Origin of the sequence: Mycobacterium sp. NPDC050441 (assembly GCF_040655355.1) — a bacterium.
In the GTDB taxonomy this organism is placed as follows: Bacteria; Actinomycetota; Actinomycetes; order Mycobacteriales; family Mycobacteriaceae; genus Mycobacterium.
In genome coordinates, this window is record NZ_JBFAJS010000001.1 from 867,178 (window position 1) to 892,247 (window position 25,070).

At 66.9% G+C, this 25,070-nt stretch carries 19 protein-coding genes and 1 pseudogene; 8 read left to right on the forward strand and 12 right to left on the reverse strand.

Features of this window, described 5'->3' with window-relative positions; translation table 11 throughout:
• Nucleotides 1-438 precede the first annotated feature (438 nt).
• Nucleotides 439-1,740, reverse strand: coding sequence for an acetyl-CoA C-acetyltransferase (locus tag AB0I14_RS04270; protein WP_358016793.1), 1,302 nt, complete (start codon nt 1,738-1,740; stop codon nt 439-441).
• Nucleotides 1,741-1,849: 109 nt separating this feature from the next.
• On the opposite strand from AB0I14_RS04270, the gene AB0I14_RS04275 reads away from it, so the two are divergent.
• The 3 genes from AB0I14_RS04275 (at nt 1,850) to AB0I14_RS04285 (ending at nt 4,681) form a co-directional block, all read left to right on the forward strand.
• Nucleotides 1,850-3,202, forward strand: coding sequence for a 3-oxoacyl-ACP reductase (locus AB0I14_RS04275; RefSeq protein WP_358016242.1), 1,353 nt, complete (start codon nt 1,850-1,852; stop codon nt 3,200-3,202).
• 13 nt (nt 3,203-3,215) lie between these two features.
• A complete protein-coding gene (locus AB0I14_RS04280; protein WP_358016796.1) occupies nt 3,216-4,034 on the forward strand; it encodes a MaoC/PaaZ C-terminal domain-containing protein in 819 nt (272 codons plus the stop codon).
• A gap of 200 nt (nt 4,035-4,234) precedes the next feature.
• Nucleotides 4,235-4,681 (forward strand): hypothetical protein, encoded by a 447-nt coding sequence (locus AB0I14_RS04285; protein ID WP_358016245.1) that lies wholly within the window; start codon nt 4,235-4,237, stop codon nt 4,679-4,681.
• Nucleotides 4,682-4,852: 171 nt separating this feature from the next.
• Here AB0I14_RS04285 and AB0I14_RS04290 read toward each other — a convergent pair whose 3' ends face one another.
• Genes AB0I14_RS04290 through AB0I14_RS04300 form a run of 3 tightly spaced genes read right to left on the reverse strand, consistent with a single transcriptional unit; the run spans nt 4,853 to nt 10,444 of the window.
• Nucleotides 4,853-8,215: an ATP-binding protein gene (locus tag AB0I14_RS04290; protein WP_358016248.1), complete on the reverse strand. Its 3,363-nt coding sequence runs from the start codon at nt 8,213-8,215 to the stop codon at nt 4,853-4,855.
• Nucleotides 8,208-8,981, reverse strand: a complete 774-nt coding sequence (locus AB0I14_RS04295) for a DUF4194 domain-containing protein (protein ID WP_358016251.1) — start codon at nt 8,979-8,981, stop codon at nt 8,208-8,210. Before AB0I14_RS04295 ends, AB0I14_RS04290 begins: the two co-directional genes overlap by 8 nt.
• Nucleotides 8,978-10,444, reverse strand: coding sequence for a DUF3375 domain-containing protein (locus tag AB0I14_RS04300; protein ID WP_358016254.1), 1,467 nt, complete (start codon nt 10,442-10,444; stop codon nt 8,978-8,980). The genes AB0I14_RS04295 and AB0I14_RS04300 overlap by 4 nt, the downstream gene beginning before the upstream one ends.
• A gap of 143 nt (nt 10,445-10,587) precedes the next feature.
• Here AB0I14_RS04300 and AB0I14_RS04305 point away from each other — a divergent pair, with 143 nt between their 5' ends.
• Nucleotides 10,588-11,676, forward strand: coding sequence for a methyltransferase (locus AB0I14_RS04305; protein ID WP_358016257.1), 1,089 nt, complete (start codon nt 10,588-10,590; stop codon nt 11,674-11,676).
• Here AB0I14_RS04305 and AB0I14_RS04310 read toward each other — a convergent pair.
• From AB0I14_RS04310 to AB0I14_RS04325, 4 genes are all read right to left on the reverse strand, one after another.
• Nucleotides 11,673-12,182 carry a hypothetical protein gene (locus AB0I14_RS04310; RefSeq protein WP_358016260.1) on the reverse strand — a complete coding sequence of 170 codons (510 nt, stop codon included), beginning with the start codon at nt 12,180-12,182 and terminating at the stop codon, nt 11,673-11,675. The two genes, AB0I14_RS04305 and AB0I14_RS04310, sit on opposite strands and share 4 nt — an antisense overlap.
• A complete protein-coding gene (locus AB0I14_RS04315) occupies nt 12,179-14,053 on the reverse strand; it encodes an alpha/beta hydrolase (protein ID WP_358016263.1) in 1,875 nt (624 codons plus the stop codon). The genes AB0I14_RS04310 and AB0I14_RS04315 overlap by 4 nt, the downstream gene beginning before the upstream one ends.
• 1 nt (nt 14,054) lies before the next feature.
• The gene (locus AB0I14_RS04320; RefSeq protein WP_358016265.1) at nt 14,055-14,360 is read right to left on the reverse strand and encodes a type VII secretion target; all 306 of its coding nucleotides are present in this window, start codon (nt 14,358-14,360) and stop codon (nt 14,055-14,057) included.
• 74 nt (nt 14,361-14,434) lie between these two features.
• The gene (locus AB0I14_RS04325; protein ID WP_358016268.1) at nt 14,435-15,058 is read right to left on the reverse strand and encodes a TetR/AcrR family transcriptional regulator; all 624 of its coding nucleotides are present in this window, start codon (nt 15,056-15,058) and stop codon (nt 14,435-14,437) included.
• A gap of 46 nt (nt 15,059-15,104) precedes the next feature.
• On the opposite strand from AB0I14_RS04325, the pseudogene AB0I14_RS04330 reads away from it, so the two are divergent.
• Nucleotides 15,105-15,304 (forward strand): annotated as a pseudogene (locus AB0I14_RS04330) (amidohydrolase); the annotation flags it as partial.
• Nucleotides 15,305-15,347: 43 nt separating this feature from the next.
• Here AB0I14_RS04330 and AB0I14_RS04335 read toward each other — a convergent pair.
• On the reverse strand, nt 15,348-16,484 hold the full coding sequence (locus AB0I14_RS04335) for a glycoside hydrolase family 3 N-terminal domain-containing protein (RefSeq protein ID WP_358016271.1): 1,137 nt from the start codon (nt 16,482-16,484) through the stop codon (nt 15,348-15,350).
• A 103-nt stretch (nt 16,485-16,587) separates the two neighbouring features.
• Between AB0I14_RS04335 and AB0I14_RS04340 the strand changes: the two genes are divergently transcribed.
• Entirely contained in the window at nt 16,588-16,761 is a 174-nt protein-coding gene (locus tag AB0I14_RS04340) for a DUF2613 domain-containing protein (protein ID WP_003891682.1), read from the forward strand.
• A gap of 7 nt (nt 16,762-16,768) precedes the next feature.
• Complete coding sequence (locus tag AB0I14_RS04345; RefSeq protein ID WP_358016799.1) at nt 16,769-21,046, forward strand: alpha-(1->3)-arabinofuranosyltransferase; 4,278 nt, start codon at nt 16,769-16,771, stop codon at nt 21,044-21,046.
• Nucleotides 21,047-21,445: 399 nt separating this feature from the next.
• Here AB0I14_RS04345 and AB0I14_RS04350 read toward each other — a convergent pair whose 3' ends face one another.
• Genes AB0I14_RS04350 through AB0I14_RS04360 form a run of 3 tightly spaced genes read right to left on the reverse strand, consistent with a single transcriptional unit; the run spans nt 21,446 to nt 24,714 of the window.
• On the reverse strand, nt 21,446-22,387 hold the full coding sequence (locus tag AB0I14_RS04350) for a R2-like ligand-binding oxidase (RefSeq protein WP_358016276.1): 942 nt from the start codon (nt 22,385-22,387) through the stop codon (nt 21,446-21,448).
• 14 nt (nt 22,388-22,401) lie between these two features.
• Nucleotides 22,402-23,067 (reverse strand): TetR/AcrR family transcriptional regulator, encoded by a 666-nt coding sequence (locus AB0I14_RS04355; RefSeq protein ID WP_358016279.1) that lies wholly within the window; start codon nt 23,065-23,067, stop codon nt 22,402-22,404.
• 54 nt (nt 23,068-23,121) lie between these two features.
• Nucleotides 23,122-24,714: an MFS transporter gene (locus AB0I14_RS04360; RefSeq protein ID WP_358016282.1), complete on the reverse strand. Its 1,593-nt coding sequence runs from the start codon at nt 24,712-24,714 to the stop codon at nt 23,122-23,124.
• A 34-nt stretch (nt 24,715-24,748) separates the two neighbouring features.
• Between AB0I14_RS04360 and AB0I14_RS04365 the strand changes: the two genes are divergently transcribed.
• Complete coding sequence (locus AB0I14_RS04365) at nt 24,749-25,069, forward strand: GNAT family N-acetyltransferase (RefSeq protein ID WP_358016285.1); 321 nt, start codon at nt 24,749-24,751, stop codon at nt 25,067-25,069.
• The last annotated feature ends 1 nt before the right edge of the window (nt 25,070 follow it).

Below are 25,070 nucleotides of genomic sequence, written 5' to 3' on the forward strand. Positions count from 1 at the left end.
ATGCGGAGAGCGGGCCGCATGGGGCAAGAAGAGGAGGGGGATTAAGACAAAAAGGGCGGGTTCGGGAGGACACCTGGGGGCGTTTCAATTCGTCTCACGCAGCCGGTCTTTCACCCCTGTACCGACTCTTTGGATCAGTCACTCCCGAACCCGTCGTAGGCTCGATCGTACGCCTCGGGTACCCCTCAAACCAGAGAAAAGTACGGCCGAATTTTGCCAAGAGTTAGAAGCTAGGTCGCCCCGTGTTGCCGTCGGGTCGGGGGGTCAGACGGCAACACGGAGCTACCCATGTATCGACCTCTATGCCGCGGCCGTTACACATCCCCAAAAGAAACTTTTCGGATGTTTTCGCGGCGGCGGTCAAGCCTGGTCACGCCTCCAGCTCGATGGTCGGGCTCCGCAAGCTACGCCTCCAGCCTGATGGTCGGGCTCCGCAAGCTACGCCTCCAAGATCGCGGTGACGCCCTGTCCCCCGGCCGCACAGATGGAGATCAGTCCGCGCACCGGCTGACCCGTTTGCTTCTTCTTTTCCGCCAGCTGCTTGGCCAACTGCGCCACGATCCGGCCACCGGTGGCCGCGAACGGGTGACCCGCGGCGAGCGAGGAACCGTTGACGTTGAGCTTGGTGCGGTCGATGCTGCCGAGCGCCTTGTCGAGGCCTAGGCGCTCCTTGCAGTACTCGTCGGATTCCCACGCCGCCAGCGTGGCCAGCACCACCGAGGCGAACGCCTCGTGGATCTCGTAGAAGTCGAAATCCTGCAGTGTCAGTCCGTTACGGGCGAGCAGTCGGGGCACCGCGTAGGTCGGTGCCATCAGCAGGCCGTCGGGCCCGTTGACGTAATCGACGGCGGCGGTCTCCGCGTCGACGAAGTACGCCAGCGGCTCATGGCCGTGAGCCTGGGCCCAGTCCTCACTGGCCAGCAGCGCCACCGAGGCACCGTCGGTCAGCGGGGTCGAGTTGCCCGCGGTCATGGTCGCGTCACCGGCCTTGACGCCGAACACGGGTCGCAGCTTCGCCAACTTTTCTACCGTGGAATCGGCCCGCAGGTTGTTGTCGCGATACAGCCCGAGGAACGGGGTGACCAAATCGTCGAAGAAGCCGCTGTCGTAGGCGGCGGCCATGTTGCGATGGCTGGCGGCGGCCAGTTCGTCCTGGTCGATGCGCTTGACGCCCATCTTCTTGGCGGTGACCGCGGCGTGCTCGCCCATCGACATACCGGTGCGCGGCTCACTGTTGACCGGGATCTCCACGCCCAGCGCGGCCGGCAGCTTGCCGACCAGCTTGAGCCGGTCGAGGTTGGACCTGGACCGGCGCAGGCCCAGCAGCACCTGGCGCAGGTCGTTACCGAACGCGATGGGGGCATCCGAGGCGGTGTCCACACCACCGGCCGCGGCGACCTCGTACCGGCCGGCGGCGATTCCGTCGGCTGCGGCGATCGCGGACTGCAGGCCGGTGCCGCAGGCCTGCTGCAGGTCGAAGGCCGGCGTGTAGGGCGACAAAGCGCTGCCCAGCACGCATTCGCGCATCAGGTTGAAGTCGCGGCTGTGCTTGAGCACCGCGCCACCGATCACCGCACCGAGGCGCTCACCGGCCAGATCGAAACGCTCGATCAGCCCGTCCAGCGCGGCGGTGAACATGTCCTGGTTGGAGGCGTTGGCATAGGCGCCGTCGGACCGCGCGAACGGAATCCTGTTGCCACCCAAAACGGCAACGCGTCGCCGGGTCGTGTTGTTGGCCATCTGTTTGCCCTCCACTGTCGGGTTGTCCGGGGCTATATTACCCACTGTTCTTACTCTGGAGTAAGTTCGGTATGGACAACGCAGTACTGCGAAGCGAAAGGCAGCTGAAGTGGCTTCCGACCTGTTCTCCCAAGTGGTCAACTCCGGGCCGGGATCGTTCCTGGCCAAGCAGCTGGGCGTACCGCAGCCCGAGACTCTGCGCCGCTACCGCGCCGGGCAGCCGCCCCTGGCCGGCTCCCTGCTGATCGGCGGCGAGGGCCGCGTCGTGGAGCCCCTGCGCGCCGCGCTGGCCGGCGACTACGACGTGGTGTCCAACAACATCGGCGGCCGCTGGGCCGACTCGTTCGGCGGCGTGGTGCTCGACGCCACCGGCATCGCCGACGCCGCCGGGCTCAAGGAGCTCTACCAGTTCTTCACCCCGGTCCTGCGCAACCTCGCCTCGTGCGCCCGCGTGGTCGTCATCGGCACCACCCCGGATCAGGCCGGCAGCGTCAACGCCCAGATCGCGCAGCGCGCCCTGGAGGGCTTCACCCGCTCGCTGGGCAAGGAACTGCAGCGCGGCGCCACCGCATCACTGGTGTACCTGGCCGCCGACGCCAAGCCCGCCGTAACGGGCCTGGAGTCCACCCTGCGCTTCATCCTCTCGGCCAAGTCCGCCTACGTCGACGGGCAGGTCTATCGGGTCGGCGCCGCCGACTCGACGCCGCCGGCGGACTGGGACAAACCGCTGGCCGGCAAGGTCGCCGTGGTGACCGGTGCGGCCCGCGGCATCGGCGAAACTATCGCCGAGGTGATGGCACGTGACGGCGCGACCGTGGTCGCGGTGGACGTTCCCCAGGCCGCCGAAGATCTGGGCAAGGTCGCCGAGAAGGTCGGCGGGAGCGCCCTGACGCTCGACGTCACCTCAGAAGATGCAGTCGACGCCATAATCGCCCATGTCACCGCACAGCATGGCGGCAAGGTCGACGTGCTGGTCAACAATGCCGGCATCACCCGCGACAAGCTGCTGGCCAACATGGACGAGAGTCGCTGGGATTCCGTGATCGCGGTGAATCTTCTTGCCCCGCAGCGTCTCACCGAGGGCTTGGTGGCCAGTGGCACGCTCGGCGAAGGCGGCCGGGTGATCGGCCTGTCCTCGATGGCCGGCATCGCCGGTAACCGCGGGCAGACCAACTACGCCGCCACGAAGGCCGGGATGATCGGGCTCACCGAAGCATTGGCGCCGGTGCTGGGCGAGAAGGGCATCACCATCAACGCCGTGGCACCCGGGTTCATCGAGACCAAGATGACCGACGCCATCCCGCTCGCCACCCGTGAGGTCGCCCGCCGGCTGAACTCGCTGTTCCAGGGCGGCCAGCCGGTGGATGTGGCCGAGCTGATCGCCTATTTCGCCAGCCCGGCGTCAAACGCGGTCACCGGCAACACCATCCGCGTCTGCGGCCAAGCCATGCCGGGGGCGTGAGCACGTGAACAACATGCTCCGTGCCGTCGTCGGCGCATTGCCGTTCATCCCGCGCGACGAAACCCTGCCGACCCACACCATCACGGTCGAGGACCTGCCCATCGACCCGGCTAACGTCGCGGCCTATGCCCAGGTGACGGGGCTGCGGTTCAGCGACACCCTGCCGCTGACCTACCCGTTCGCGCTGACCTTCCCGACGGTGATGTCGCTGGTCACCGGATTCGATTTCCCGTTCGCCGCAATGGGTTCGGTGCATATCGAGAACCACATCACGCAGTACAAGCCGATCAAGGTGACCGACGCGGTCAGCGCGGCCGTGCATGCGGAGAACCTGCGTGAGCACCGCAAGGGCCTGCTGGTGGACATCGTCACCGAGCTCAAGGTCGGCAACGACACGGCGTGGCACCAGGTGACGACGTTCCTGCACCAGCAGCGGACCAGCCTGTCCGGTGAACCCAAGCCGGAGCCGCAGAAGCAGCCGAAACTGCCGCCGCCCAACGCCGTTCTGAACATCACGGCGGGCCAGATCCGGAACTACGCGTCGATCGGCGGGGACCACAACCCCATCCACACCAACGCGATCGCCGCCAAGCTGTTCGGTTTCCCCACTGTCATCGCCCACGGAATGTTCAGCGCCGCAGCAGTTCTGGCGAACATCGAGGGACAGCTGCCCGATGCGGTCAAGTATTCGGTGCGGTTCGCCAAGCCGGTGGTGTTGCCGGCGAAGGCCGGGCTCTACGTCGAGCGCGACGCCGACGGCTGGGAGCTGACTCTGCGCAATCTGTCGAAGGGTTACCCGCACCTGTCGGCGACGGTCAGCCCGTTGCGCTGAGCCACTGCGCGAGGGGAGCTGGTGGCCGTCTACGACCACCAGGCTCCGCCGCCGACCGCCGACCGCCGGCACAAAGGCGCGAATAGCGGGTTTTGAGGACCGCTGCAGAGCCCTACTGCATGCAAAGACATTGGCCCAGCAACTCACATCTGGTTCGCGCTGGCGGTAGCCTCACCTCACCGAAAAGCTAGGGGGCAGCAATGAGCCAGGCCGACGAGAACGATCTGCCGGCGGTGCCACCGCTAGGGCCGCCGCCACCTCCGCAGCCCCTGCTCCAGCCCAATCTGAGCCCGCCGCCCGGCTACCTCGGCAGCACCGGCCCACACCCCTACCCGTACTACCCGGCACCCGCGGTCCACGTGACCGTGCACGCCCCGCCCGTGGCCGCGAAAAACCCGGGGCTCGCAGCCTTGCTGGCCGCACTGTTTGGATGCCTGGGCATGCTCTACGCGACTGTGCCTGGCGCCTTCATCATATTCGGCATCAACGTGCTGCTGTTCTTGGTCGGCCTCTTCACCCTCGGCATGACCTGGTTCCTCTGGTTGTTCACCTGGATCGGAGGCGTCGTGTGGGCCTACATGGCCGCCGACGCGCACAACAAGAAGTTGTTGCCCGCGCCGCCGTACTACCCTCCGCCGTCACATTGAGCCCAATGTGCCCGTTCGACGGATTCCGAAGGCATCCCCGAGCCGCGCGCGGCCAAGGTCCCCAGGAGACATGTTCACGGACCCTGACGTGTGCTTCCTAGTCAGTGATCGGCGGCCAGAAGGGCGCGCCGGGTCGGCGAGGTTCTCGGGTTTGTCCACCGCCCAGTGGAGCTAGGCGCTGGGTACCGCGTCCCCCGAAGTGCGCCGCAGATCGGCGAATTCGGAGATCGATGCGGAGGTGACCGACGCGACCGGCCGGGCGTTCGGCGCCGACGCGTCCGACTTGGACACCATCACCACGTTGTCGATGTAGGGCTGGATGGTCGTGCTGTTCTGCACAGTCGACACGATCACCAACTGGAAGCCGAACTTGCGGAACGCCGACAACGCCTGCTGGGCGAACTGCGGATCCGATTTGGAGAACGCCTCGTCCAGCATCAACTGGGCGAACAGCGGCCGGGTGTCGTCGCTGTCCGGGCTGGCCAGGTTGAAGCTCAGCGCCCCGGCCAGGCAGAAGGCCATGAGCTTCTCCTGCTCACCGCCGGAGTTGTCACCGGAGTTGCTGTAGGTCCGGATGACCTCGCCGGTCCGGGCGTCGCGCTCCTCGCAGTACAGCACGAACCGGTTACGCACATCCAGTGCATCACGGGTCCACTGGCGATCTTCGGGTGTGTTGCCGGCCAACAACTTCCGCAGTTGCAGGATGTCGGTGTACTGCTCGAACATCGCGGTCTCATCACCGAAGCTCACCAAGGACACCCGGGATGAGATGCGCTGAGCCTTCTCGTTGAGTTCGTCGACCGCGGCCAGGTGCCGGGTGCCGGCATGCAGGGTCAGCCGGGTGCCGCGGTTGAACTCCACCGCGCCCAGCCCGGTGTTGACGCGGGCGATCTGCTCGGTGATCCGCCGCGCCTCGTTGTCGGCGATCATGTGCAGGTTCAGGATCGCGCCCGGGGCCTGCTCGGTGATCAGCCGCTGCATACGCTCGTAGGCGTCGGGCAACTCACGCTCGTCGATACGACGGCACAGCGCCACGTAGTCGTGCACCCGCTCGTCGAACACATCGCTGTCGTTGGGGATGGCGTCGGGGAACGAACTGTCGTAGGCGGCCATGATGCCGGCCAACTCGTCGTGCGACCGGTTGCGGTCCGCCCGCAGCCGGTCCCGCTCGCGACTGATCACCCGGGTCAGTTCGCTTCGGTACGACTCGGATTCGAGCAGTTCGAGGGTCAGCGCGATGTCGGCGGCATATCCGTCGATGGTGTCGCGGGCATGCTGCGGGAGCACGTGGGAGCCGAGCCGCTCGGTGAGGAGCTCGCTCAGTTCCAGCAGCGCAGTTCGCCTGCGGTCCAGCGTGGTCTCGCGTTCGTTGAGCGACCCGATCTGCTGGATGACCTTCTCGACGCGTTCCCAGCATTCATCGGCCCGCTGTTGCAGCCGCTCGGCGTCGGGGTTGTCGGAGACCAGCAGATTGTGTTCGTCCTGCAGCCGCTCGAGCATCTCGTCGACCGAGTCGGTGTCGATGTCGCTCCACTGCATGAACTGGTCACACAACGCCCGGCAGGCCCTCTCACGGGACTGCAACTGGCCGCGGTGCTCGTCGAGCCGCTCGCGGGCACTGCGTGCCGTCTGGTACACGTCCTGCGCGGCAGTCAGATCATCTTGCAGCGCTTCGACTTTGGCTGCAGTACCGCCGAGGAAGATGTAGTCCGACGGGCGCAGCCGCGACCGGTCGTCCTTGATCGACAGCCGGCCGCTGTCCTTGCGCAGGCCCTGGTCGGTGACGGCGCGGGACTGTTCGGTGAACTCGCCCGGCCCGTCGACACATACGTGATCACCGATGCTTGCAACCACGTTGAGCGCCTCCACCGCACTGTCGTGCGTCGGGTCGGCGAGCTGGAGTTTGGTGGCCAGGGTGTGCGGCGGCGGGGTGCGCAACTGAGATCCGTGCTGGACGTGCTGCAACTGGATCCGTCCACGCATGTCGTTCTCGTTGACGAACCGCAGCGCCCGTTCCATGTAGGCATCGGGCACCAGCAGACGTAGGCCGGCCCCGCGCAACACCTTTTCGACGGCCAGCCGCCACCGCGACTCTTCGGGCTTGAGCTCCATCAACTCAGCCACGTAGACCAGATCACGCTCGGAGATGTCGAGCGCCCGCGCAATACGTGCCCGCATCTCATATTCGGTCCGCGGCAGCGGGGAACCCAGTCGTTGCACCCGCTCCAACTCAGATTCGATACTCTCGCGCGCCTCGCGGGCCCGCACTTCCTTCGCCGAGGCCTCGACGTAGGGCTGGTTGCCGGTGAACAGTTCACGATGCAGCCGGTCGGCCTCGTCCATCAAGGTCTCACGCAGCGACCAGAATTCCTCACCGTTGTCCGGCGGGGTCAACCCCAGTGCGGTGACCTTGTCCTCGTAGCCGCTGCGCCGGCGCGATACCTCTTCACTGATCCGCTCGGCCTCGGTCAGACGTTGTTGCAGCGGGACGAGATCCACGGTGACAGTGTTGATCTGCGCCATGAGTGAGTTGTGCTCGTTCTTGAACTGACGCTGCTGGGAACCGAACTCGTCACGCTGGGCGCCGAGCTGGGTGATCTGATCGTCGAGATTGTCGATCTCCGGGCCGGACTGGGCCAGCCGGAGGTGGTCGACATAGTCGCGGACCATCGCGTTGTCGATCGTGTCGATCACCCCGAACTTGGCCGCCTCGTCGGCGTAACGCGCCTGTACCGCAGCGATGTTGCCCAGGGTGTTGCGCTTGCGCCGGGCCACGTCGAGCAGGCCGCGGGCCTCGACCAGCGGGTTGATCTGGTCCAGGGCCTCTTCCACACCGCTGAGGCTGGCGGGCTCGTCGAGCATGAACTCGCGGACGAACTGTTCGAGACCGCCAACGCTTTTCAGCGATTTCGCCTTACCCAGCAGTTGCTGGGCGGCCTCCGAGGCCCGGATGCCGATGCTCGCGTACAGCTGGGCCAGGTACTGGGTTTCACTGCGGCCACCAGTCCAGCCGTCGTCGCGGAAAACCGCAGCGTCATAGCCGTTGGCCGCCCACCGGTTGCACAGGCCGAAGATGTCGCGGTCGGCGTCGATCAGGTAGTACCGGCTGCCCGGATCCGAGGTCTTCTCGGCGGCAAGCCATTTGAGCACCAGCCCGGTGACCGAGCGCCCGGTGCGGTCGCTGTAGGTGACCGCGACCGCCGACCAGGCCGGGCCTGTCCCGCGCAGGTACATGATCTGACGGCTGGTGCCCTCGCGTCGCTCGCCCCACGCACCGCGGACGTACTTGTCCACGGTGCGCTTGCCGGTGCCCGCCCCTGCGGCCGTGGTATCGCCGGAGGCATTGAAGTTGCGCCGGTGTGAGGGCAGGAAAGCCAACGAAATCGCATCCAGCAGTGAGGATTTACCACTGCCCGAGGATCCGGTGATCAGCGTGCCGTGCTGACTGAACGGGATCGAGTGATACCCATCGAACACGCCCCAGTTGATGACCTGTAGACGGGACAGCGCGAACTGGTTGGTCGGTTCAGCCATGAGCGTCCACATCGTCGGAGAGCCGTTCGGATACGTCGGTGTCGTCGGGGTCATCGACTGTGCCGTTCGCGGCCCGCTTGAGCTGCTCGAACTGCTGTTGCAGTTCGGTGATCATCGAGGCCGTCATGATCGCGTTGACCACCGGGCTGATGGTGAAGCTGTCCTCGTCCTCGCGGTTGCGGGCCAGCATGTCGATGTCGGTGAGCCGCTCGATCGCGTTGTCGATCCGTTTGTCGAACGACGCGGTGTCGCGGTCGGTGTCGTTGTTCACCCCGGCGAACAGTTCGTGGATCTCGTCGCGGCTGATCAGGACGTTCTCGTCGCGCGCCGCCGCCCGCATGAGCTTGGCCAGGTGCAGGGCCAGGATCGAGTCGTAGGTGTTGAGGGTCTCGCGTCGCAGCAGCCGGCGCCGCCACTGCGATTCGTAGTCGGCCTGCTCGACGTAGGCGATGTCGTGATCGTCCGAGATACACAGCCGCATATCGAGTTCCGAGAGCCGCACGGTGAGCTCGGTGCGATACCGGGTGACCCACGACCACAGCTCCGAGTGATTGTCCTTGCTGACGTAACGCCGCGACAGCAGGTGCTGCAGGGCCCAGCAGGCCCGGTCGGGTAACTCGCTGACATCCCCGTCGAAGCGGGGCGCGCGACGCTGATCGGTGGAGCGTTCGACGGTGTCGATGCTCGGCAGGGCATCGAAGTCGATCGCCGTATTTGAGACCGGCACTGCATCTGAGACGGGAGAAGTTTCCGGGGTGTCGGTCATAGCATGCTCTCACTGGCAGTAGGGATCGGCTCGGTGAAAACCAGTCGGGGGATTTCGATTTCACGGTCGGTGCCCTCCAGGGACCGGAAGCGCACCCGGACGGATTCGACGTCGGCGGTGGCGTGCTGCTTGAGTGCCCAGGACCACAGCACGATCACATGCCCGAGATACGCCGAGTCCAGCATGCCTATCGCGTCGGGCAGCGACACTGGCCCGGCCGCCACCGCGCCGTTGATCAACTCGGCCAGCTCGGCGGCGTCGACCTGGGACGCCAATGCCGAGAACGCCGACAGATTCACCTCGCCGTCGGCGGACTCCGCCTGCGACGGCGGGATCGCGTCACGAATCTTGAAGGCAACGGCGCCAATCGAATTGAGATCGGTGCGGACCAGCGGCACCTCGACGCCGATCCGGCTGTCGGCCAGCGAGACGCTGAGCAGTTCGTGCGCGCTGGCCAGTGCATCGTTGAGCTGACGGGTGACGCCACGGCTGTGTTCCAGCGTGCCGGAGGCGACGAAGCGTTTGATGCGGCGGGCGCAACGCTGCCGGGTCCGGCCCACCTCTGCCGTCTGCGCCGACACCAGGCTGAAGAACCCGGTCATCACCTCACGCAGGCCCGGGTCCAGGAGCGGCAGCTCACGGGTCACCGCCTCGATATCGGTCACCAGCGCGGCCCGCTGCTCGGGGTCCTGGATCATCCGGGTGAAAGCGGTGTAGGAGGCACTCTCACGGGAGGCGAACAGTGACTCGTAGTCGTCGAACAACTGACGCTGGCGCTCACGGTAACCGAGATCGGTATCGGCGGAGGCGTCCAACAGTCGGGTGGTGATGCGGTTGAGCATGGCGCCGTACTGCCCGATGTCGGAGACGATCTGCTCCATCTGCAAGGCGATGGCCCGTGCCTCATCCTCGACGTCGACCAGGTCCGGTTCGGGCCGCTGCCCCTGCTCGAGGGCATCCAATTCGTCACGCAGCTTGGCGATCTCGGCTTCGATGTCGGCGCGGATGCGGTCCGGGTCGTTGCTGACCTGGCCGGCCACCCGGTGCAGACCGGCAGCGATACCGGTGATCGAACCGCCGGTCGCGATCGTGTCCTCACGGCGCATGCGGCGGGCGAAATCCACCACGGCCCGGGCCTCGTAGGTCAGGTAGCAGACGTTGCGCTCGGCGTCGCCGGACTGCTCGGTGATCCGGTGCAGCCACCCCTGGCTGGCCCAGTATTTGATGACGGCCAGGCCCGACTGCTCGGTCTCGGAGCCGAGGTCGGCCAGGTCGCGTTCCAGCCGGACCACCAGATCGGTCTCGGTGAGTTTGGTGCCCCGGTCCAGGTGGCGTTCCATCAGCGTGAGGTAGGTGGCCAGGTTGTTCGTCACCAGCAGCCGGGCCGAGCGTGACTCGGCCACCTCGCGGTTGAGCTGGTAAAGCTGGTCCAGCGACGAGCCACCGGTGCCTGTGTCAGGCATTACCGGGCTCTTCGGTCGCGATGAACATTCGCACCACTCTAGGCGGCCGGCGCGACTGGTTCCGACGCCAGTTCGGTTTGCTGTTCACCATCGAGACCGGCCGTTGTGACCTGCGCCTCGCTCACCTGCCCTAGAGTCATCCGGTGACTCCCGCCAAGGTGCCGCCCGCTCGTTTGGTTCGCGCGGTCGAACGCGTCCGCCATCATCTGCATCGGCTGTATCGACGCGCGGTACCGCCGCCCGCGGCGATGCTGGAGCTGATCCTGGGCGCCTGGGTGGCCCAGGGCATCGCGGCCGCCGCACAGCTCGGAGTGGCCGACGCGCTGGCCGACGGCCCGCTGCGTCCCGACGAGCTGGCGCGCCGGGTCGAAGCGAACCCCGACACCCTCGACCGGCTGATGCGAGCCCTGGTCAGCGAGGGCGTCTTCCGCCGCACCCGCGACGGACGTTATGCACTGAACCCGCTGGCCGACACCCTGCGCACCGATGCGCCGGTGTCCGTCGGCGCGATGGCGAAATTCGTGGGCTCACCGGAGCACCGGGAGCACTGGAGCCATCTCGGCGACGCGGTCCGCACCGGTGAGGCCGTCATCCCCAAGCTGCGTGGCCAGGCGACGTTCGACTACATCGGATCCGTGCCTGAGCTCGCCGCAATCTTCAACGACGCGATGACCAGCATCTCCGAGCTGGCCATCGCCCCGGTCACGGCCGCCTATGACTTCACCCGGTTCGGCACCATCGCCGATGTCGGCGGCGGGCACGGCCGGCTGCTCGCCGCGGTTCTGACCGCTGCCCCGACGGCCCGCGGCATGCTCTACGACCTGCCGCAGGTGGTCGAGGGCGCACCGGCGATGTTGGGCAAATACGGTGTGGCCGAACGGGTTCAGGTGGTTCCCGGGTCGTTCTTCGACAGCGTGGCCGCCGGCGCCGACGCCTACCTGCTGAAAAACATCATTCACGACTGGCCCGACGACGACGCCCTGACCATCCTGCGCAATGTGCGCGCCGCCGCCACACCGGGGACCACCCTGCTGCTCATCGAGGCGGTCATCCCCGACCACGACCGCGAGTTCCTCGGCAAGTGGATCGACATGGAGATGTTGGTCGGCATCGCCGCGAGGGAACGCAGCGCGGACGACTACCGCCGCCTCTACCAGCAGGCGGGTTTCCAGCTCACCCGCGTCGTGGAGACGGCCTCGCCATTCAGCGTGGTGGAGGGTACGGCGGTCTAATCCTCATTCGCACACGGCGAGGTCGCGGACACGTCGAGTCTGTAGGTACCGGCGGGACTGACTTCAGCCTGTACCGAGACGCTGTACCCGCGACTGTCCTCGTAGGCTTTGTTGTTCGGCGGTTCCGGCTCTGGGCGGGTCCACGGGATGGGTTTGAACCCCTGATCGCGCAGGGTGTCGATACGGGTGAGGGCTGCCTGGACGAGTTCGGGTGCGGGATCGGGAATCGAGGCATGGCGGTACACCCGCCAGGGTGGCCCGTCGGGCATCAACGCATCGTTTGTTCGGCAGCCATGCAAGGCCGCGAAGGCGGGATCGGGATCGATGGGCCTGCCGACGATCATCGACACATAGCCCGCCACCACTCGGGAGGCTTCGGTGACAGTCAAGGTGATGGGTTCCATCGTCGCCTCATCGTCCATGTGCGGATCATCCTTGCGCAACGGCCCGCACGAAGTGGTGACCATCACGACCAGAGCCAGGAAAAGTGCTGCGAGATATCTCATTTGACCTGTATCTGTGGCCCGCGGCCGGGGTTGTCGGTCACCCGCGGATTGTCCCACGGGTGCTGGCGTCTTTCGTAGGATCCGTCGTCATCCCAGGGCAACTCCGGAATTTTGGGTGCGCCGAAGCCGCGTGCCGTATCCGACGCCTCGGCCCGGAAGTTCCCGTCGTCACCGATATCGATATCCATATAGTTGGTCTCGATCCCGCGCTCGACGTAGCCGGTGGCCTCGCCACCACTGATGACGGCGACCATATTTTTGAACGCGTCTGATTTAGGGTCGTTCCAGTATTCTCCGTGTGCGTTCTGCCCCACGATCACCTCGCCGTGGTGGCCACCCCCGAGCCCGTAGTACCCGGTGTCCAGGCGGGTGACACCGGGTATTTTGTCGGGGTCAGTCGCCGAGGGCAGGCCACCCAGCGGATTGCCCACCTGCCCGTCGACGGTGTGCGGAATCCCGGGTATCGAGTCGATCCATTGTTGATCGGTGGCGTCACGGGGCAGCGACTGAACCGGCCCGATCGGATCTCCCGGCGCGGTCATCGAATAGCGCTGAACGTCCGGATTCGGGTTGGTGTATTCGCCGGAGAGAATGCCGGTGCCCGCCGACGAGGCATGCAGGACGCGATCGGCGCGCAACCCCATCTGCTCGGCGGTTCCGACGATCGCGCCACCGTAGGAATGGCCGATATAGGTAACCGGTGTCCCTGCCGCCCCCGCACCCACCTCCCGGTCGATCTCATGGCCGAACGACACCAGCTTGGGAGCCATCGACGCAGCGTACGACGGGTCCGTCGCGTCGGTCAGCAGATCTTGGGGGAAGTCGTCGCCCATGTACAGGAAGACAGGCGATTCCGATTGATCTGCCAACTCCACCGCCGCTTTGTGGTTCGAGCCGCTGCCGTTCAGGTTGGTGCCCGTGCCGGGAACCACCACACCGACGCCCTTGATCCCCGGCTTGATCTCGCCGATCATCTCGATCATCCGCCCGTTGCCCTCGGTGGAGAATCCGACGAACTTTCGTGGCACCATCGTGCCGCTACCGGGAGGAAACTCGATCGGTTCAAGCATGGCTCGTAACTGCTTGACCCGGGCCTCATCTGGTGACGGCTTTTTCAGCTCTTCATCCAATGCGTTGCGGATGTTGATGTTGTTGGCTTCGATTCTGGTATCGAACGGCACACCGTCGGTGTTGCCCATCACCTGCGGGTCGGCGAGCACCATCTCGTGCAGGGTTTCCGGGCTCAGGCCCGCCAGGAATGCGGCCCGCTCGTCAGGCGTCATCCCGGCCAGACGCTCGACGAGTGCCTTGGGGCTGTTCGGATCGGGCGCCTGCTTGGGATCGGGCGCATTGAGCGCCGCTACGGCGTCCCGTACCTGTTGTCCGACCTTGTTGTCGGTGGTCTCGAACTGCGCCAACATCGTCTTCAGCTGCGCCGATGCCTTTGCGGCCATCGCCTGCACCAGCATCCGGTTCACCGGACTCAGCTTCGCGTAGAGATCGAGCACGCTGCCGGGACGGACCGACACGGTTCCGTCGTCAGCGACCTGCCAACCCTGCCCTTTCAGCTTGTCGACGGTGCCCACGATGCGGCTGCGTTGTTGCACCAGTTCGGTACCGCCGTCCTGCAAGGCCGAGCGCAGTGCGGACAGAGAGTCATGGAGCCGCTGCATACGTTCCAATGACGCGGTGGCGCCGGCGATGGCGGCATCGGCCGAGGTGCCCGTCCAAGAAGCGCGCAGCTGGTCGATGGTGGCCCGTTGCTGATCCATCTGGGCGGCCAGAGTGGCTGCCCGGGTACCGATGTCGGCGCCACTCTGCACCAGTGCCTCCGGGTGGGAGGCTTCCACCTGAGAGATCGAAACCGACATGTCAACCCGCTGGTAGCGCTGAATTCAGACGACGGGCGTACTCCTCATCGGTGCGCTGATAGGCACTGGCGGCATCGGTCAATTTGCCTGCATGCGCACTGATTTCGCCACCGACGGCCGTGGCGGCGCCTTCCACGATCGAGGAGGCCTGACCGCAGGCCGCGCCGCTCTGCAGGCCCGGCATCGCCGCTGCCGCCGCACTAAGTGGTTGCCCGACCTGAAGGCCGGTGATGGCCCCACCGACCGCGGTCTCAGCGGCAGCGGCCGACCGCAATACGGCCGGAGCAACTTTCAGCTCGGAACCCATACCGGGAGCGTACTGCCCTCATCAGGGGTGTCCGGACACCAATTATGAGATGCAGAGTGCGCGGGCAACGGCCGCTAGCCTGCTGTGACCGACTGCGTTCCCGCGTCCGACGGGGTGCCCTTCAGGCCACGCCAGAACAGGTTGATCATCAATTCGGCGGCCTCGTTGACGTCGGCGTCCCCGGTGCTCACCCGGCTGGCGATCGCCTCACCGGCACCTACGAGCGCCACCGCCATCATCTCGAAATCGCTGTCGGGCTGAGGATTACGCGTGCCGGTACTGAGCAACCGGGCCACCAGGTCGATGATCCGGTCGCGACCCTCGCGGACGGTGTGGGCGAACGCCTGCGAGCTGGTGGCCTGGGTGTACAGCACCATCCACGACGCCCGGTTGGCATCGATGTAGGTCAGGAACGCCAGCACCGCGCTCCGCAGCAGTTCCTTGGGGCTCTGGGTGAAGTCGATCTCCCCGCGCACCACGTCCACGAACCGGGTCAGCTCGCGGTTCAGACAGGCGCCGAACAACTCCTCTTTGGAGCCGTAGTAGAGGTACAGCATCGGCTTGGAGATCTCGGCCTCCGCGGCGATCGCGTCCATCGACGTCTCGTGATAGCCGTTGACCGAGAAAATCTGCACGGCAGCGTCGAGCATCTGCTGTTCGCGTACGGCCCGCGGCAGCCGCTTGGTTCCACCTGCCATCCGAACAGAATAAGCGTCCGGTTGACGGTCAGGGCAGCAGCTCAGTGCGCCGTTCGCCAAACAGCTGTATTCCTCGGACGCCTTCGGGCCACGCGAGCTGCACCTGCTGGGTTCGGTGTTGTGGCGGCGCACCATGGGGCTCACGCTGGGTGAGTGGGTGCGGACCGGGACTGCATTGAGTCCGACGCGATCCGCATCGTCGACATGATCGGCGTGCACAACGCCGATCGCGTCTACTCGCTGTGAACCATGACAGCGCACCGCTTCTCGAGGTCGTGACCTCGGTGAGCTAGCAGTGCACCCCGCCCTTGGCATCCACATTGCGCTGCACCGCAGCATCCACCGCAGCCTGGTTCAACTCACCATCGGCCAGCGCCTTCTCCAGGCCGTCCAGCACCGCGGGCACCTCGTCGGTGGTGATCCACAGCGCGTTGTCGGCTCCGGCCTGGAAGGCCTTGAGCACTGCCGCAGCCACTCCGTAGCGCTGGTTGATCGCGGCCATGCTGGACAGGTCGTCGGTGTAGACCAGACCGTTGAAGCCCGGGCCGCCGTATCCGCCCGAACGCAGCAGTTGGTACGCGGCGGGGCTGAGGCTGGCCGGATCGGTACCGGTCAGGCCCGGTACCTCCAGGTGCCCGAGCATGACGGCCACCGGAGCCTGGGTGGTCAGGGTGGCGTAGGGCACCAGATCGTTGGCCTTCAGATCCTCCAGTGGCGGGGTGGTCACCGAGCCGGTGTGCGAGTCACCTGAGCCGTGACCGTGGCCCGGGAAGTGCTTGAGCACCGGCAGCACCCCGGCATCCCGCAGTCCGCGGGCGTAGGCACCGGCGTACTCGGTGACCTTGGCCGGGTCGTCCCCGAAGGACCGGTCGCCGATGACGGTGTCGTCGGCATCCGAGGTGACGTCGACAACGGGCGCGAAGTCCACGGTGATCCCGAGGCCGCGCATCTTCTTTCCGCGCTCCAGCGCGATGCCGTACACCTCGTCGGCGGACTTGGTCTGGGCCAGCACCCGCGCCGAAGGCTGCTCGCCGATCAACGAGGCCAGCCGCGAAACCCGGCCGCCCTCCTCGTCGACGGTGACCGCCAGCGGCAACGGGCCGGCGGCCGAGATATCGGGGAGGGATCCGTCGTTGAGCATCGACAGGTCGGTCCAGCTGCCGATCATGATGCCGCCGACGTGCTGGTCAGCGACCACGGAACGGGCGTCTGCCGCGTCCTTGATACCGACGGTCAGCAGCTGGGCCAGCTTGTCGCGGGGTGACAGGGCCGCCAGGTCACACACCGGTGCTGCCGGCATCGGCGCGTGGGTGGACATCGGCTTCGTGTCCGAAGATTGAGACTCCGGTGCCGGAGCGCTCGGGGAGCAGGCCAGCAACAGCCCGGACAACGCTGCGAAAGTTGCGACGAGACGCGGTGAAGCCATGGGGCCCGACCTTAGCCGCTGAGCTAGCGGTAATCGATTCTCTGCGTGTCGACCCAGGTCCGCCTCACACGGATCAGGGATGTCGCCGTGCTAGGTTGGCCGGGTGAATCGGTTCGTCGTACCCTCTGCGGCCAGCATTGTCGTCGGCCTGTTGTTGGGGGCGGCTGCCGTTTTCGGTGTGACGCTGATGGTGCAGCAGGACACGAAGCCTCCGCTGCAAGCGGGCGACCCGGCATCATCCGTGCTCAACAGGGTCGAGTACGGCGACCGGTCCTAGCTTGGATGTGCCGCTAACGCGGCGGGCGGCTGACCTGCCACTGTCGCGGCGCTGGTTATGGGTGGTCGCCGCGGCGACACTGCTCCTGACTTTCGCCCAGGCGCCCGGAGAGGTATCGCCCGACACCAAGCTCGACCTCACCGCCAATCCTCTGAGGTTCCTGGCTCGCGCCTTCAATCTGTGGAACAGCGACCTGCCGTTCGGGCAGGCGCAGAACCAGGCCTACGGCTACCTCTTTCCCCACGGGGCTTTCTTCCTCGCCGGCGATCTGCTGGGGATTCCCGGCTGGGTTACCCAACGACTGTGGTGGGCACTGCTGCTGACGGTGGGCTTCTGGGGAATGCTGCGCCTGGCCGAAGTCCTGGGCATCGGCAGTCCCAGTTCGCGTGTCCTGGGCGCACTCGCCTTCACGCTGTCACCGCGTGTGCTGACCACTCTCGGTGCGATCTCGTCGGAGACGCTGCCGATGATGCTGGCACCGTGGGTGCTGCTACCGATCATCCTGGCGTTTCGCGGGGATCGGAATCTGCGGCTGATGGCTGCCCGGTCCGCAGGCGCCGTGGCGCTGATGGGTGCGGTCAACGCCGTCGCGACCCTGACCGGCTGCCTGGCCGCGATCATCTGGTGGGCGTGTCACCGGCCGAACCGGCTGTGGTGGCGATTCACCGCGTGGTGGTTCGGCTGCACGGCACTGGCCGTCGCCTGGTGGGTCATCTCGCTGGTGATGCTGGGCCGGATCAGCCCGCCATTCCTCGACTTCATCGAATCCTCGGGTGTCACCACACAGTGGATGTCGCTGACCGAGATGCTGCGCGGCACCCATACCTGGACCCCGTTCGTGGCATCGACCGCCACCGCAGCGGCGTCACTGGTGACGAGCACGGTCGCGGTGCTGGCCACCACTCTGGTGGCGGCGGCCGGGCTGGCCGGGCTGGCGCTGCGCTCGATGCCTGCGCGGGGCCGCCTGATCACGATGCTGTTGATCGGCGTGGTGCTGCTGGGCCTGGGCTATTCCGGGGGGCTCGGTTCCCCGGTTGGGGCCGCTGTTCAGGACTTCCTGGACGGAACGGGCACGCCGCTGCGCAACCTGGCCAAGCTCGACCCGGTGCTGCGACTCCCGCTGGCGCTGGGTCTGGCGCATCTGTTGGGCCGGATCCCGCTGCCGGGCAGCGCCCCTCTGCGGGTGTGGGTGCGGGCCTTCGCCCGGCCCGAACGCGACAAGCGCGTCGCGGTGGCGATCGTGGTGCTCGCCGCGCTGGCAGCCGGAACGTCGCTCGCCTGGACCGGCCGGATCACCCCCGCCGGAACCTTCACGGCGATCCCGCAGTACTGGCACGACGCCGCGGACTGGCTCGACGAACACAACACCGACCGGGGCCGGGTCCTGGTCGCACCGGGTGCCCCGTTCGCCACCCAGACCTGGGGCAACAGCCACGACGAACCGTTGCAGGTGCTCGGGTCGAGTCCGTGGGGCGTGCGTGATTCGATCCCGCTGACTCCGCCGGAGACGATCCGCGCGCTGGATTCGGTGCAGCGGTTGTTCGCCGCCGGCCGCCCTTCCGCAGGGCTCGCCGACACCCTTGCCCGGCAAGGCATTTCGTATGTCGTGCTGCGCAACGATCTGGACCCCGACGTGTCCCGATCGGCCCGGCCGGTACTGGTGCACCGTTCGATAGAGGGATCTCCCGGGCTGTCCAAGATGGCCGAGTTCGGCGAGTCGGCGGGGCCGGGGACGTTGGAGGGCTTCGTCGCCGACAGCGGCCTGCGCCCGCGTTATCCCGCCGTCGAGATCTACCGGGTGGACACCGGCGGAACCAATCCGGCCGCACCGTATCTGGTCGACACCGACGCGATGACCCGGGTGGCCGGCGCACCCGAGGCGCTGCTGCGCCTCGACGAGCGCCGCCGCCTGGCCGGCCGAACCCCGCTGGGGCCGATGCTGCTGACCGCCGACGCCGAGCGGGCCGGCCTGCCGGTACAACCGGACGGATCCGCCGGGGTGATCGTCACCGACACCCCGACCGCGCGCGAGATCGACTACGGCCGCGTCGACGACCACGCCTCGGCGATTCGCACCCCCGACGACGCCCGCCACACCCACAACCGCGTCCCGGACTACCCGTCCGACGGGGCGGCGCCGGTCTACGGCAAGTGGAACGGCGGACGCGTATCGGTGTCGAGTTCGGCGGCGGACTCCACCGCGCTGCCCAACGTCGCACCGGCTACCGGGCCCGTCGCGGCCATCGACGGCGACGGTTCGACGTCGTGGGTGTCCAACGCCCTGCAGGCCGCTGTCGGCCAGTGGTTGCAGGTCGATTTCGATCACCCGGTCACCAACGCGACGCTGACCATCACCCCCAGTGCGACGGCCGTCGGCGCCCAGGTGCGCCGCATCGAGGTGGCCACCGCGACCGGCACGAGCAGCCTGCGCTTCGACACCGCCGGCCAGCAGTTGACCATCCCGCTGCCGGTCGGCGAGACACCGTGGGTGCGAGTCACCGCGGTCGCCACCAACGACGGTTCTGCCGGTGTGCAGTTCGGCATCACCGATCTGTCCGTGACGCAGTACGACGCATCGGGATTCGCCCATCCCATCAACCTGCGGCACACCGTTGAAGTCCCCGCGCCTCCAGCGGATTCGGTTGTCGCACAATGGGACCTGGGAACCGAACTACTGGGCAGGCCCGGGTGCGCCGACAGTCCGACCGGAGTCCGGTGCGCGGCGGCGCTGGCGCTGGCCTCCGAGGAGCAGGTCAACCTGAGCCGCACGCTCACGGTGCCGACGCCCACCGACGTCGAGCCGACGGTGTGGATCCGGTCCCGTCAGGGACCCAAACTCGCCGATCTCGTCGCCCAACCCGGGACCACCCGCGCCTCCGGTGACGCCGACCCGATCGACGTGCTCGGTTCGTCCTATGCCGCCACCGACGGTGACCCGCGCACATCATGGACCGCACCGCAACGCGTTGTTCAGTTCAAGGCACCACCTACGCTGACGCTGAAACTGCCTGCGCCGACCGAAGTCGGCGCGCTGCGCATCGATCCCGGCGCCGGCCAACCGCCCGCTCACCCGACACTGGTCGCGATCGACCTGGGCGACGGTCCACAGACTCACAAGCTCCCCGGCAACGGTGAGCCACAGACCGCACAGCTCAAACCGCGGGTGACCGACACCATCACCGTGTCACTGCTGGGGTGGAACGACATCATCGACCGCACCTCCCTGGGCTTCGACCAGCTCAAGCCGCCCGGGCTGGCCGAACTGACCGTCCTCGACATCCACGGCAAACCCATCGCCGCCGCCGATTCCGCAGCCAATCGCAAACGGACGGTGTCGCTTCCGTGCGGGCAGGGTCCCATCATCGGCGTGGCCGGCCAGTTCATCCAGACCTCGGTGCGCACCACCGTGGGGGCGCTGCTCGATGGTGACCCGATTCCGGCCCTGCCATGCGGGACCGGTCCGATCGCCCTGCCCGCCGGGCAACAGGAACTCCTGGTGAGCCCCGGTGCAGCGTTCGTGGTCGACGGCGTCGAGCTCAACACGCGGGCGGCCGCCCAACTACGCACGGCCACAACAACACCCGTCGCCACCCCGGTGTGGTCACCAGACCACCGGCAGGTGCAGGTGCCGGCATCAGACAAAGCCCGGACCCTGGTGGTACCCGAAAGCGTGAATCCGGGGTGGATCGCGCGCACCGCCGATGGCGTCGCCCTGACGCCGGTGAAGATCAATGGTTGGCAGCAGGGCTGGGTGATCCCGGCCGGCAAGGACGGGCCGGTGACGCTGTCCTTCCCGTCGAACCGTCCGTACCGCGTCGGGCTGATCGGCGGTCTCACGTTGCTCCCGATACTGGCCCTGCTGGCACTGTGGCCGGCCCGGCGCCGCAGCCCGGATCTCGATCCCGTGCGACCATGGCAGCCATCTCCGAACCTGATCGCGGCCGCGGTACTCGCGGTGGGGACGGCCATCTCCGGCCTGCCTGGACTGCTGGTGGCCGGTGCCACGCTGGGAGTGCGCTACCTACTGCGTGATCGCGACGGTTGGCTGCAGGGACTGACCGTCGCCGCGGCCGCGGGCGGGCTCACGCTGGCCGGCGCGACGCTGAGTCAGTACCCCTGGCGCTCGGTCGACGGTTATGTCGGACACTCGCCGTGGGTGCAGCTGCTGGCGTTGCTGTCGATCACCTTCGTCGCGGCATCCACGATCACATTTGAGCGAACCCCTCGACCAACACCCGAGGCGACCGCCACCCCGCCGACGCCCGGGCCCGCCGACCAGGACTGAGCTGGACCGGCGCCAGAATATTTGCCGTAGCTGTTGACAACGCACATATGCGGTACTTACGGTACCGGCACGCGTGGCGCACGCCCCGGAACGCCCTTTGCTACATGGGGGACCACAGGTTGCGGACCAGGATCGTGCAGGACTGAGTGCATTAACTACGCAGTCAGTTCGCAGCCCGGCCATCTGGCTTAGCTGTGTTCGCGCGGCTGTGCACAATGCAGTGCGCACGGCTGCGGTGTCGGCGGCAGAGGGGTTCGCCGACACCGCACTGGGGGTCAACGCCATGGGGCGGGGCGACCCCAGCCCCCCGATAACGCGCCGACACTACGGTTTATGACGAATTCCCAGCGAAATCTGTCATAAACCGTAGCGTCGGCGGATGTAGGTGGCGGGTGCCGGTCAGGCGGTGGTCGCCAACGCCCGGGCATCCTCGTCGGCGAACGTGTCCTCCAGCGTCAGCGGGGAGTAGTCCAGGTCGATCTCCTCGAGCGGTCGGCCCCGGGCACTGCTGATGGTGCCGAACCGGCGCATTCCCTTGTCTGCGGAGTACTGCATGAACTCGTCCTGCACCAAGCCGAACGGGATGTCCGGCGCATAGAGGGCGAAGCCCTCCTCGGTGAGCCTCAGCGCCAACGGGATGAGCTCGTTCATCCGCTCCTCGAACACTGCCCAGTTGGCGTCATCGGCGGCGACGTGACGGCGACAGGTGAACGTGCCCCACGCCATGTGCCGACGTTCGTCGTCCCCGATCCGCCCGATCAGCTCCTGCATCCCGGGCAGGATCCCGCGATCGACGCAAATCTTGTGCCACGCATAGTATCCCGTGAGGGCCAGCATTCCTTCGACGATGTGGTTGTAGGTCACCGACGCCCGCACCTGAGCGGCCGGCGACGGGTCGGTGTACAGCGCATCCAGCGACCGCGGCAGCTCCTCGTAGAACATCTGCCGGTACGCCGGAAGCTCGTCGAAGTAGTTGTGCAGATCGTCGGCGATACCGACGGCGTCCAGCCACATGCGGAACACCTGGGTGTGTTTGGCCTCCTCGAAGGCGAACTGGGTCAGGTACATCTCGTCGCCCAGGCGGCCCTCGGCCCGCATCGCGGTCATGAACGGCTGGATGTCCTTGGTGACGGCCTCCTCACCGGCGATGAACTCGGCGCACAAACGGGTGGCGTATTCACGTTCCCGATCTGTCAGCGCCTCCCAGTCCGCCCGGTCACGGGAGAAATCGATGTCGGCCGGATCCCAGAACTTCGCGTTCCCTCCGGCGAACAAGCGCAACGGCACGCTGTCCCAATTGAGACCGCCTTTGGCAAGCGAACCGAACTGTGTGTGTGACATGGGAATTGACCTCCTCAGGTCTGCCGGGCTGGTTGATCGGATGCTGAGAATGCGGCCGACAACACCCCGACGAGGCGGCGTACGGCCAGTGCCGGCTGTTCCGGGGTTGGCTCATCGAGGCCGAGAACCGGATCCATCCCGCGCACATACGGCGCCAGCGCCAGGTGCGGAATGATCATCAACAACAGCGACAACAGCGCTTCCGTATCGGCGTCCGCCCGCAGGTCACCCCGGTTCTGCGCGTCCCGGACGAGAGGGCGGAGCACCTCGAGATAGTGACGGTGGATCACCGTGCGCACGCTGACGCGGGCATCGGTGTCCACCTCGAAGCTCGCCGCGGCGTGCAACGAGCGGTCCTGGGGGTGGTCGGCGAAGTAGGCCACCCAATCGTCGAGCAGGTCGGTGAGGAACTCGAAGAACGGGCGGCTCGAATCGAGGGCGCGGATGCGTTCCTCCATGTACGCCCGCACGCGCTGGCTGCCAATATCGGCGATGAATGCGTACATGTCGCGCTTGTCCGCAAAGTATTGGAACAGGCTGCCTTTCGCGACGCCGGCCTTGCGGGCGATGACGTTGAGGCTGCCGCGGGAGTATCCGTGCGCCCCGAACTCCGCCTCGGCAGCCGCGATGACCGCGGCCCGACGAGCGGGATCGACACGTGCCCAGGTGACCGTTGGCATCTGCGCCTCCAGGTTGAATGACCACTGGTCATATTACTGTGATGGCGCTCACAGTCAAGGAGTTCGCACGGCGATCAGATGATGCGAAATCGGCTCACCCTCGACCCACCGTTCCACCGACTGCTCGATGAGCAGGTCATTGCCGGTGAGACGGGTGCGGTGCTGTCGCACATGCTCATCCCAGGACCGCACCACGAACGCCTCGACGAAAACCGCGTCGCGCTCGGCGCTGCGGAACAATTGCCATTGCGTGGCCCCGGTGCGCTGCCGGGACCTGCCGAGCACGCCCATGGCAGCGAAGAACTCGGCCTCGTGTTCGGGTTCCACCCGGTAGGAGGTCAGTACCAGGACGGGACCATCGGGCGGTGCCGGCTCGAACACCAGCGCCGGTTCGGGCCAATGCGCGGAGGGCGTGAGGTCGAGATCGCCGGTACGCGTGTGCAACGGCCACCACCAGGCCGATATCGCGCAGAACCCCAGCAGGCCGGCACTGATCAGCAGCGCCGTCACGGTGCTGGTCGTGCCGGCCACCAGGCCCCAGACCAGCGAGCCGATGGCCTGGCCGCCCATGAAGGTCAGCTGGTACACCGACAGCCCGCGGGCGCGCACCCAGGCGGGCAGGCTCAACTGCATCGAGGCGTTGAGGGTGGAGAGCGCCAGCAGCCAGGATGCGCCGCCGATGACGAGCGCGGCCAGGACGATGCCGAAGTTGTGCACCAGCGCGAGAACTGCAGTGGCCCCGCCGAATCCAAGCCCAGCGACAATCAGCAAGGCGTTCAGGCCGAAGGCGGACTGCAGCCGGCCCAGGACGAGCGCACCGAGCACTGCCCCGACCCCAAGGGCTCCCAGCAGCAGCCCGTATCCCGACGACGACAACCCGAGCTGACGCTCGGCGATCACGGCCAGCAGGCCCCACAACGCGCTGCCCGGCGCGATGAACAACATCGCCCGCAGCAGAATCCGCCGGATGATCGGCGAACTCCGGATGAACCGGCCACCGGCGCTGAGCGCGGCCAGCGGTCGCTCGGCCGGCAGCAGCTGCTCGGCGACGGGGCTGCGCCAGAGCAGCAGGACTACCACGATGCCGGCGAACGACACCGCGTTGAGCGCGAACACCAGCGTCGGGCCGGACAGCGATACCAGCGCGCCGGCGATCGCCGGACCGATCGCGCGGGCCCCGTTCAGGCTCATGCTGCCGAGCGCGGCGGCGGCGGGAATCTGTTCGCGTGGAACAAGATCCGGCTGGATCGCCTGCCAGGCCGGAGCGGTCAGCGCCTGCCCGCAGCCGATCAGGAACAGCAGGGTCAGCAAGACCGTCGGTGTGGCCAGCCCGGCCCCGGTCAGCGTCGCCAGCGCCGCCACCCCGGCGGCCATCGCACCCTGGGTGGCCAGCAGCAGCCTACGGCGGTCGACCAGGTCAGCGAGCACGCCCGACGGCAGCGCCAGCAGCATCACCGGCAGCGTGGTGGCGGTCTGCACCAACGGCACCAGCACCGGGGCGCGCGGATCCCCGACCAGCATCCACTGGGCGCCCACCGTCTGCATCCACGTCCCGAGGTTGGAGACGAACTGTGCGATCCACAGCGCCCGGTAGATCGGCGATGCCAGCGGCGCCCACGTCGACGTTGCGGTGACGGCCATCTGCATGATCGTGCCAGTGCTACTGGGGCATAGTTGGGACATGGCTGAAGTCCGCAACATTCCCGAAGCACGCCATTACGAGATCACCGTCGACGGCGAACATGCCGGCCTCGAGGCCTATGTCGACTCCGGCGACCAGCGCATTTTTTACCACACCGAGATCGACGATAAATTCGGCGGCCGCGGCCTGGCGGGCGACCTGGTCTCCGCGGCGCTGACCGATGCCCGCGCCGCCGGCAAGCGCATCGTCGCGGTCTGCCCGTATGTCGCGAAGTACGTGCAAACACACCACGACTTCGACGACATCCTCGACCCGGTCACCCCCGAGGTGCTGGCCGTGGTCGAGGCCAACGCGGGGTGAG

What these genes read in the sequence shown, in the direction of transcription:
- AB0I14_RS04270 (WP_358016793.1), bottom strand. Translation starts at nt 1,740, where the DNA reads ATGGCCAACAACACGACCCGGCGACGCGTTGCCGTTTTGGGTGGCAAC.
- AB0I14_RS04280 (WP_358016796.1), top strand. Translation starts at nt 3,216, where the DNA reads ATGCTCCGTGCCGTCGTCGGCGCATTGCCGTTCATCCCGCGCGACGAA.
- AB0I14_RS04285 (WP_358016245.1), top strand. Translation starts at nt 4,235, where the DNA reads ATGAGCCAGGCCGACGAGAACGATCTGCCGGCGGTGCCACCGCTAGGG.
- AB0I14_RS04290 (WP_358016248.1), bottom strand. Translation starts at nt 8,215, where the DNA reads ATGGCTGAACCGACCAACCAGTTCGCGCTGTCCCGTCTACAGGTCATC.
- AB0I14_RS04295 (WP_358016251.1), bottom strand. Translation starts at nt 8,981, where the DNA reads ATGACCGACACCCCGGAAACTTCTCCCGTCTCAGATGCAGTGCCGGTC.
- AB0I14_RS04300 (WP_358016254.1), bottom strand. Translation starts at nt 10,444, where the DNA reads ATGCCTGACACAGGCACCGGTGGCTCGTCGCTGGACCAGCTTTACCAG.
- AB0I14_RS04310 (WP_358016260.1), bottom strand. Translation starts at nt 12,182, where the DNA reads ATGAGATATCTCGCAGCACTTTTCCTGGCTCTGGTCGTGATGGTCACC.
- AB0I14_RS04315 (WP_358016263.1), bottom strand. Translation starts at nt 14,053, where the DNA reads ATGTCGGTTTCGATCTCTCAGGTGGAAGCCTCCCACCCGGAGGCACTG.
- AB0I14_RS04320 (WP_358016265.1), bottom strand. Translation starts at nt 14,360, where the DNA reads ATGGGTTCCGAGCTGAAAGTTGCTCCGGCCGTATTGCGGTCGGCCGCT.
- AB0I14_RS04325 (WP_358016268.1), bottom strand. Translation starts at nt 15,058, where the DNA reads ATGGCAGGTGGAACCAAGCGGCTGCCGCGGGCCGTACGCGAACAGCAG.
- AB0I14_RS04335 (WP_358016271.1), bottom strand. Translation starts at nt 16,484, where the DNA reads ATGGCTTCACCGCGTCTCGTCGCAACTTTCGCAGCGTTGTCCGGGCTG.
- AB0I14_RS04350 (WP_358016276.1), bottom strand. Translation starts at nt 22,387, where the DNA reads ATGTCACACACACAGTTCGGTTCGCTTGCCAAAGGCGGTCTCAATTGG.
- AB0I14_RS04355 (WP_358016279.1), bottom strand. Translation starts at nt 23,067, where the DNA reads ATGCCAACGGTCACCTGGGCACGTGTCGATCCCGCTCGTCGGGCCGCG.
- AB0I14_RS04360 (WP_358016282.1), bottom strand. Translation starts at nt 24,714, where the DNA reads ATGCAGATGGCCGTCACCGCAACGTCGACGTGGGCGCCGCTGGCATCG.
- AB0I14_RS04365 (WP_358016285.1), top strand. Translation starts at nt 24,749, where the DNA reads ATGGCTGAAGTCCGCAACATTCCCGAAGCACGCCATTACGAGATCACC.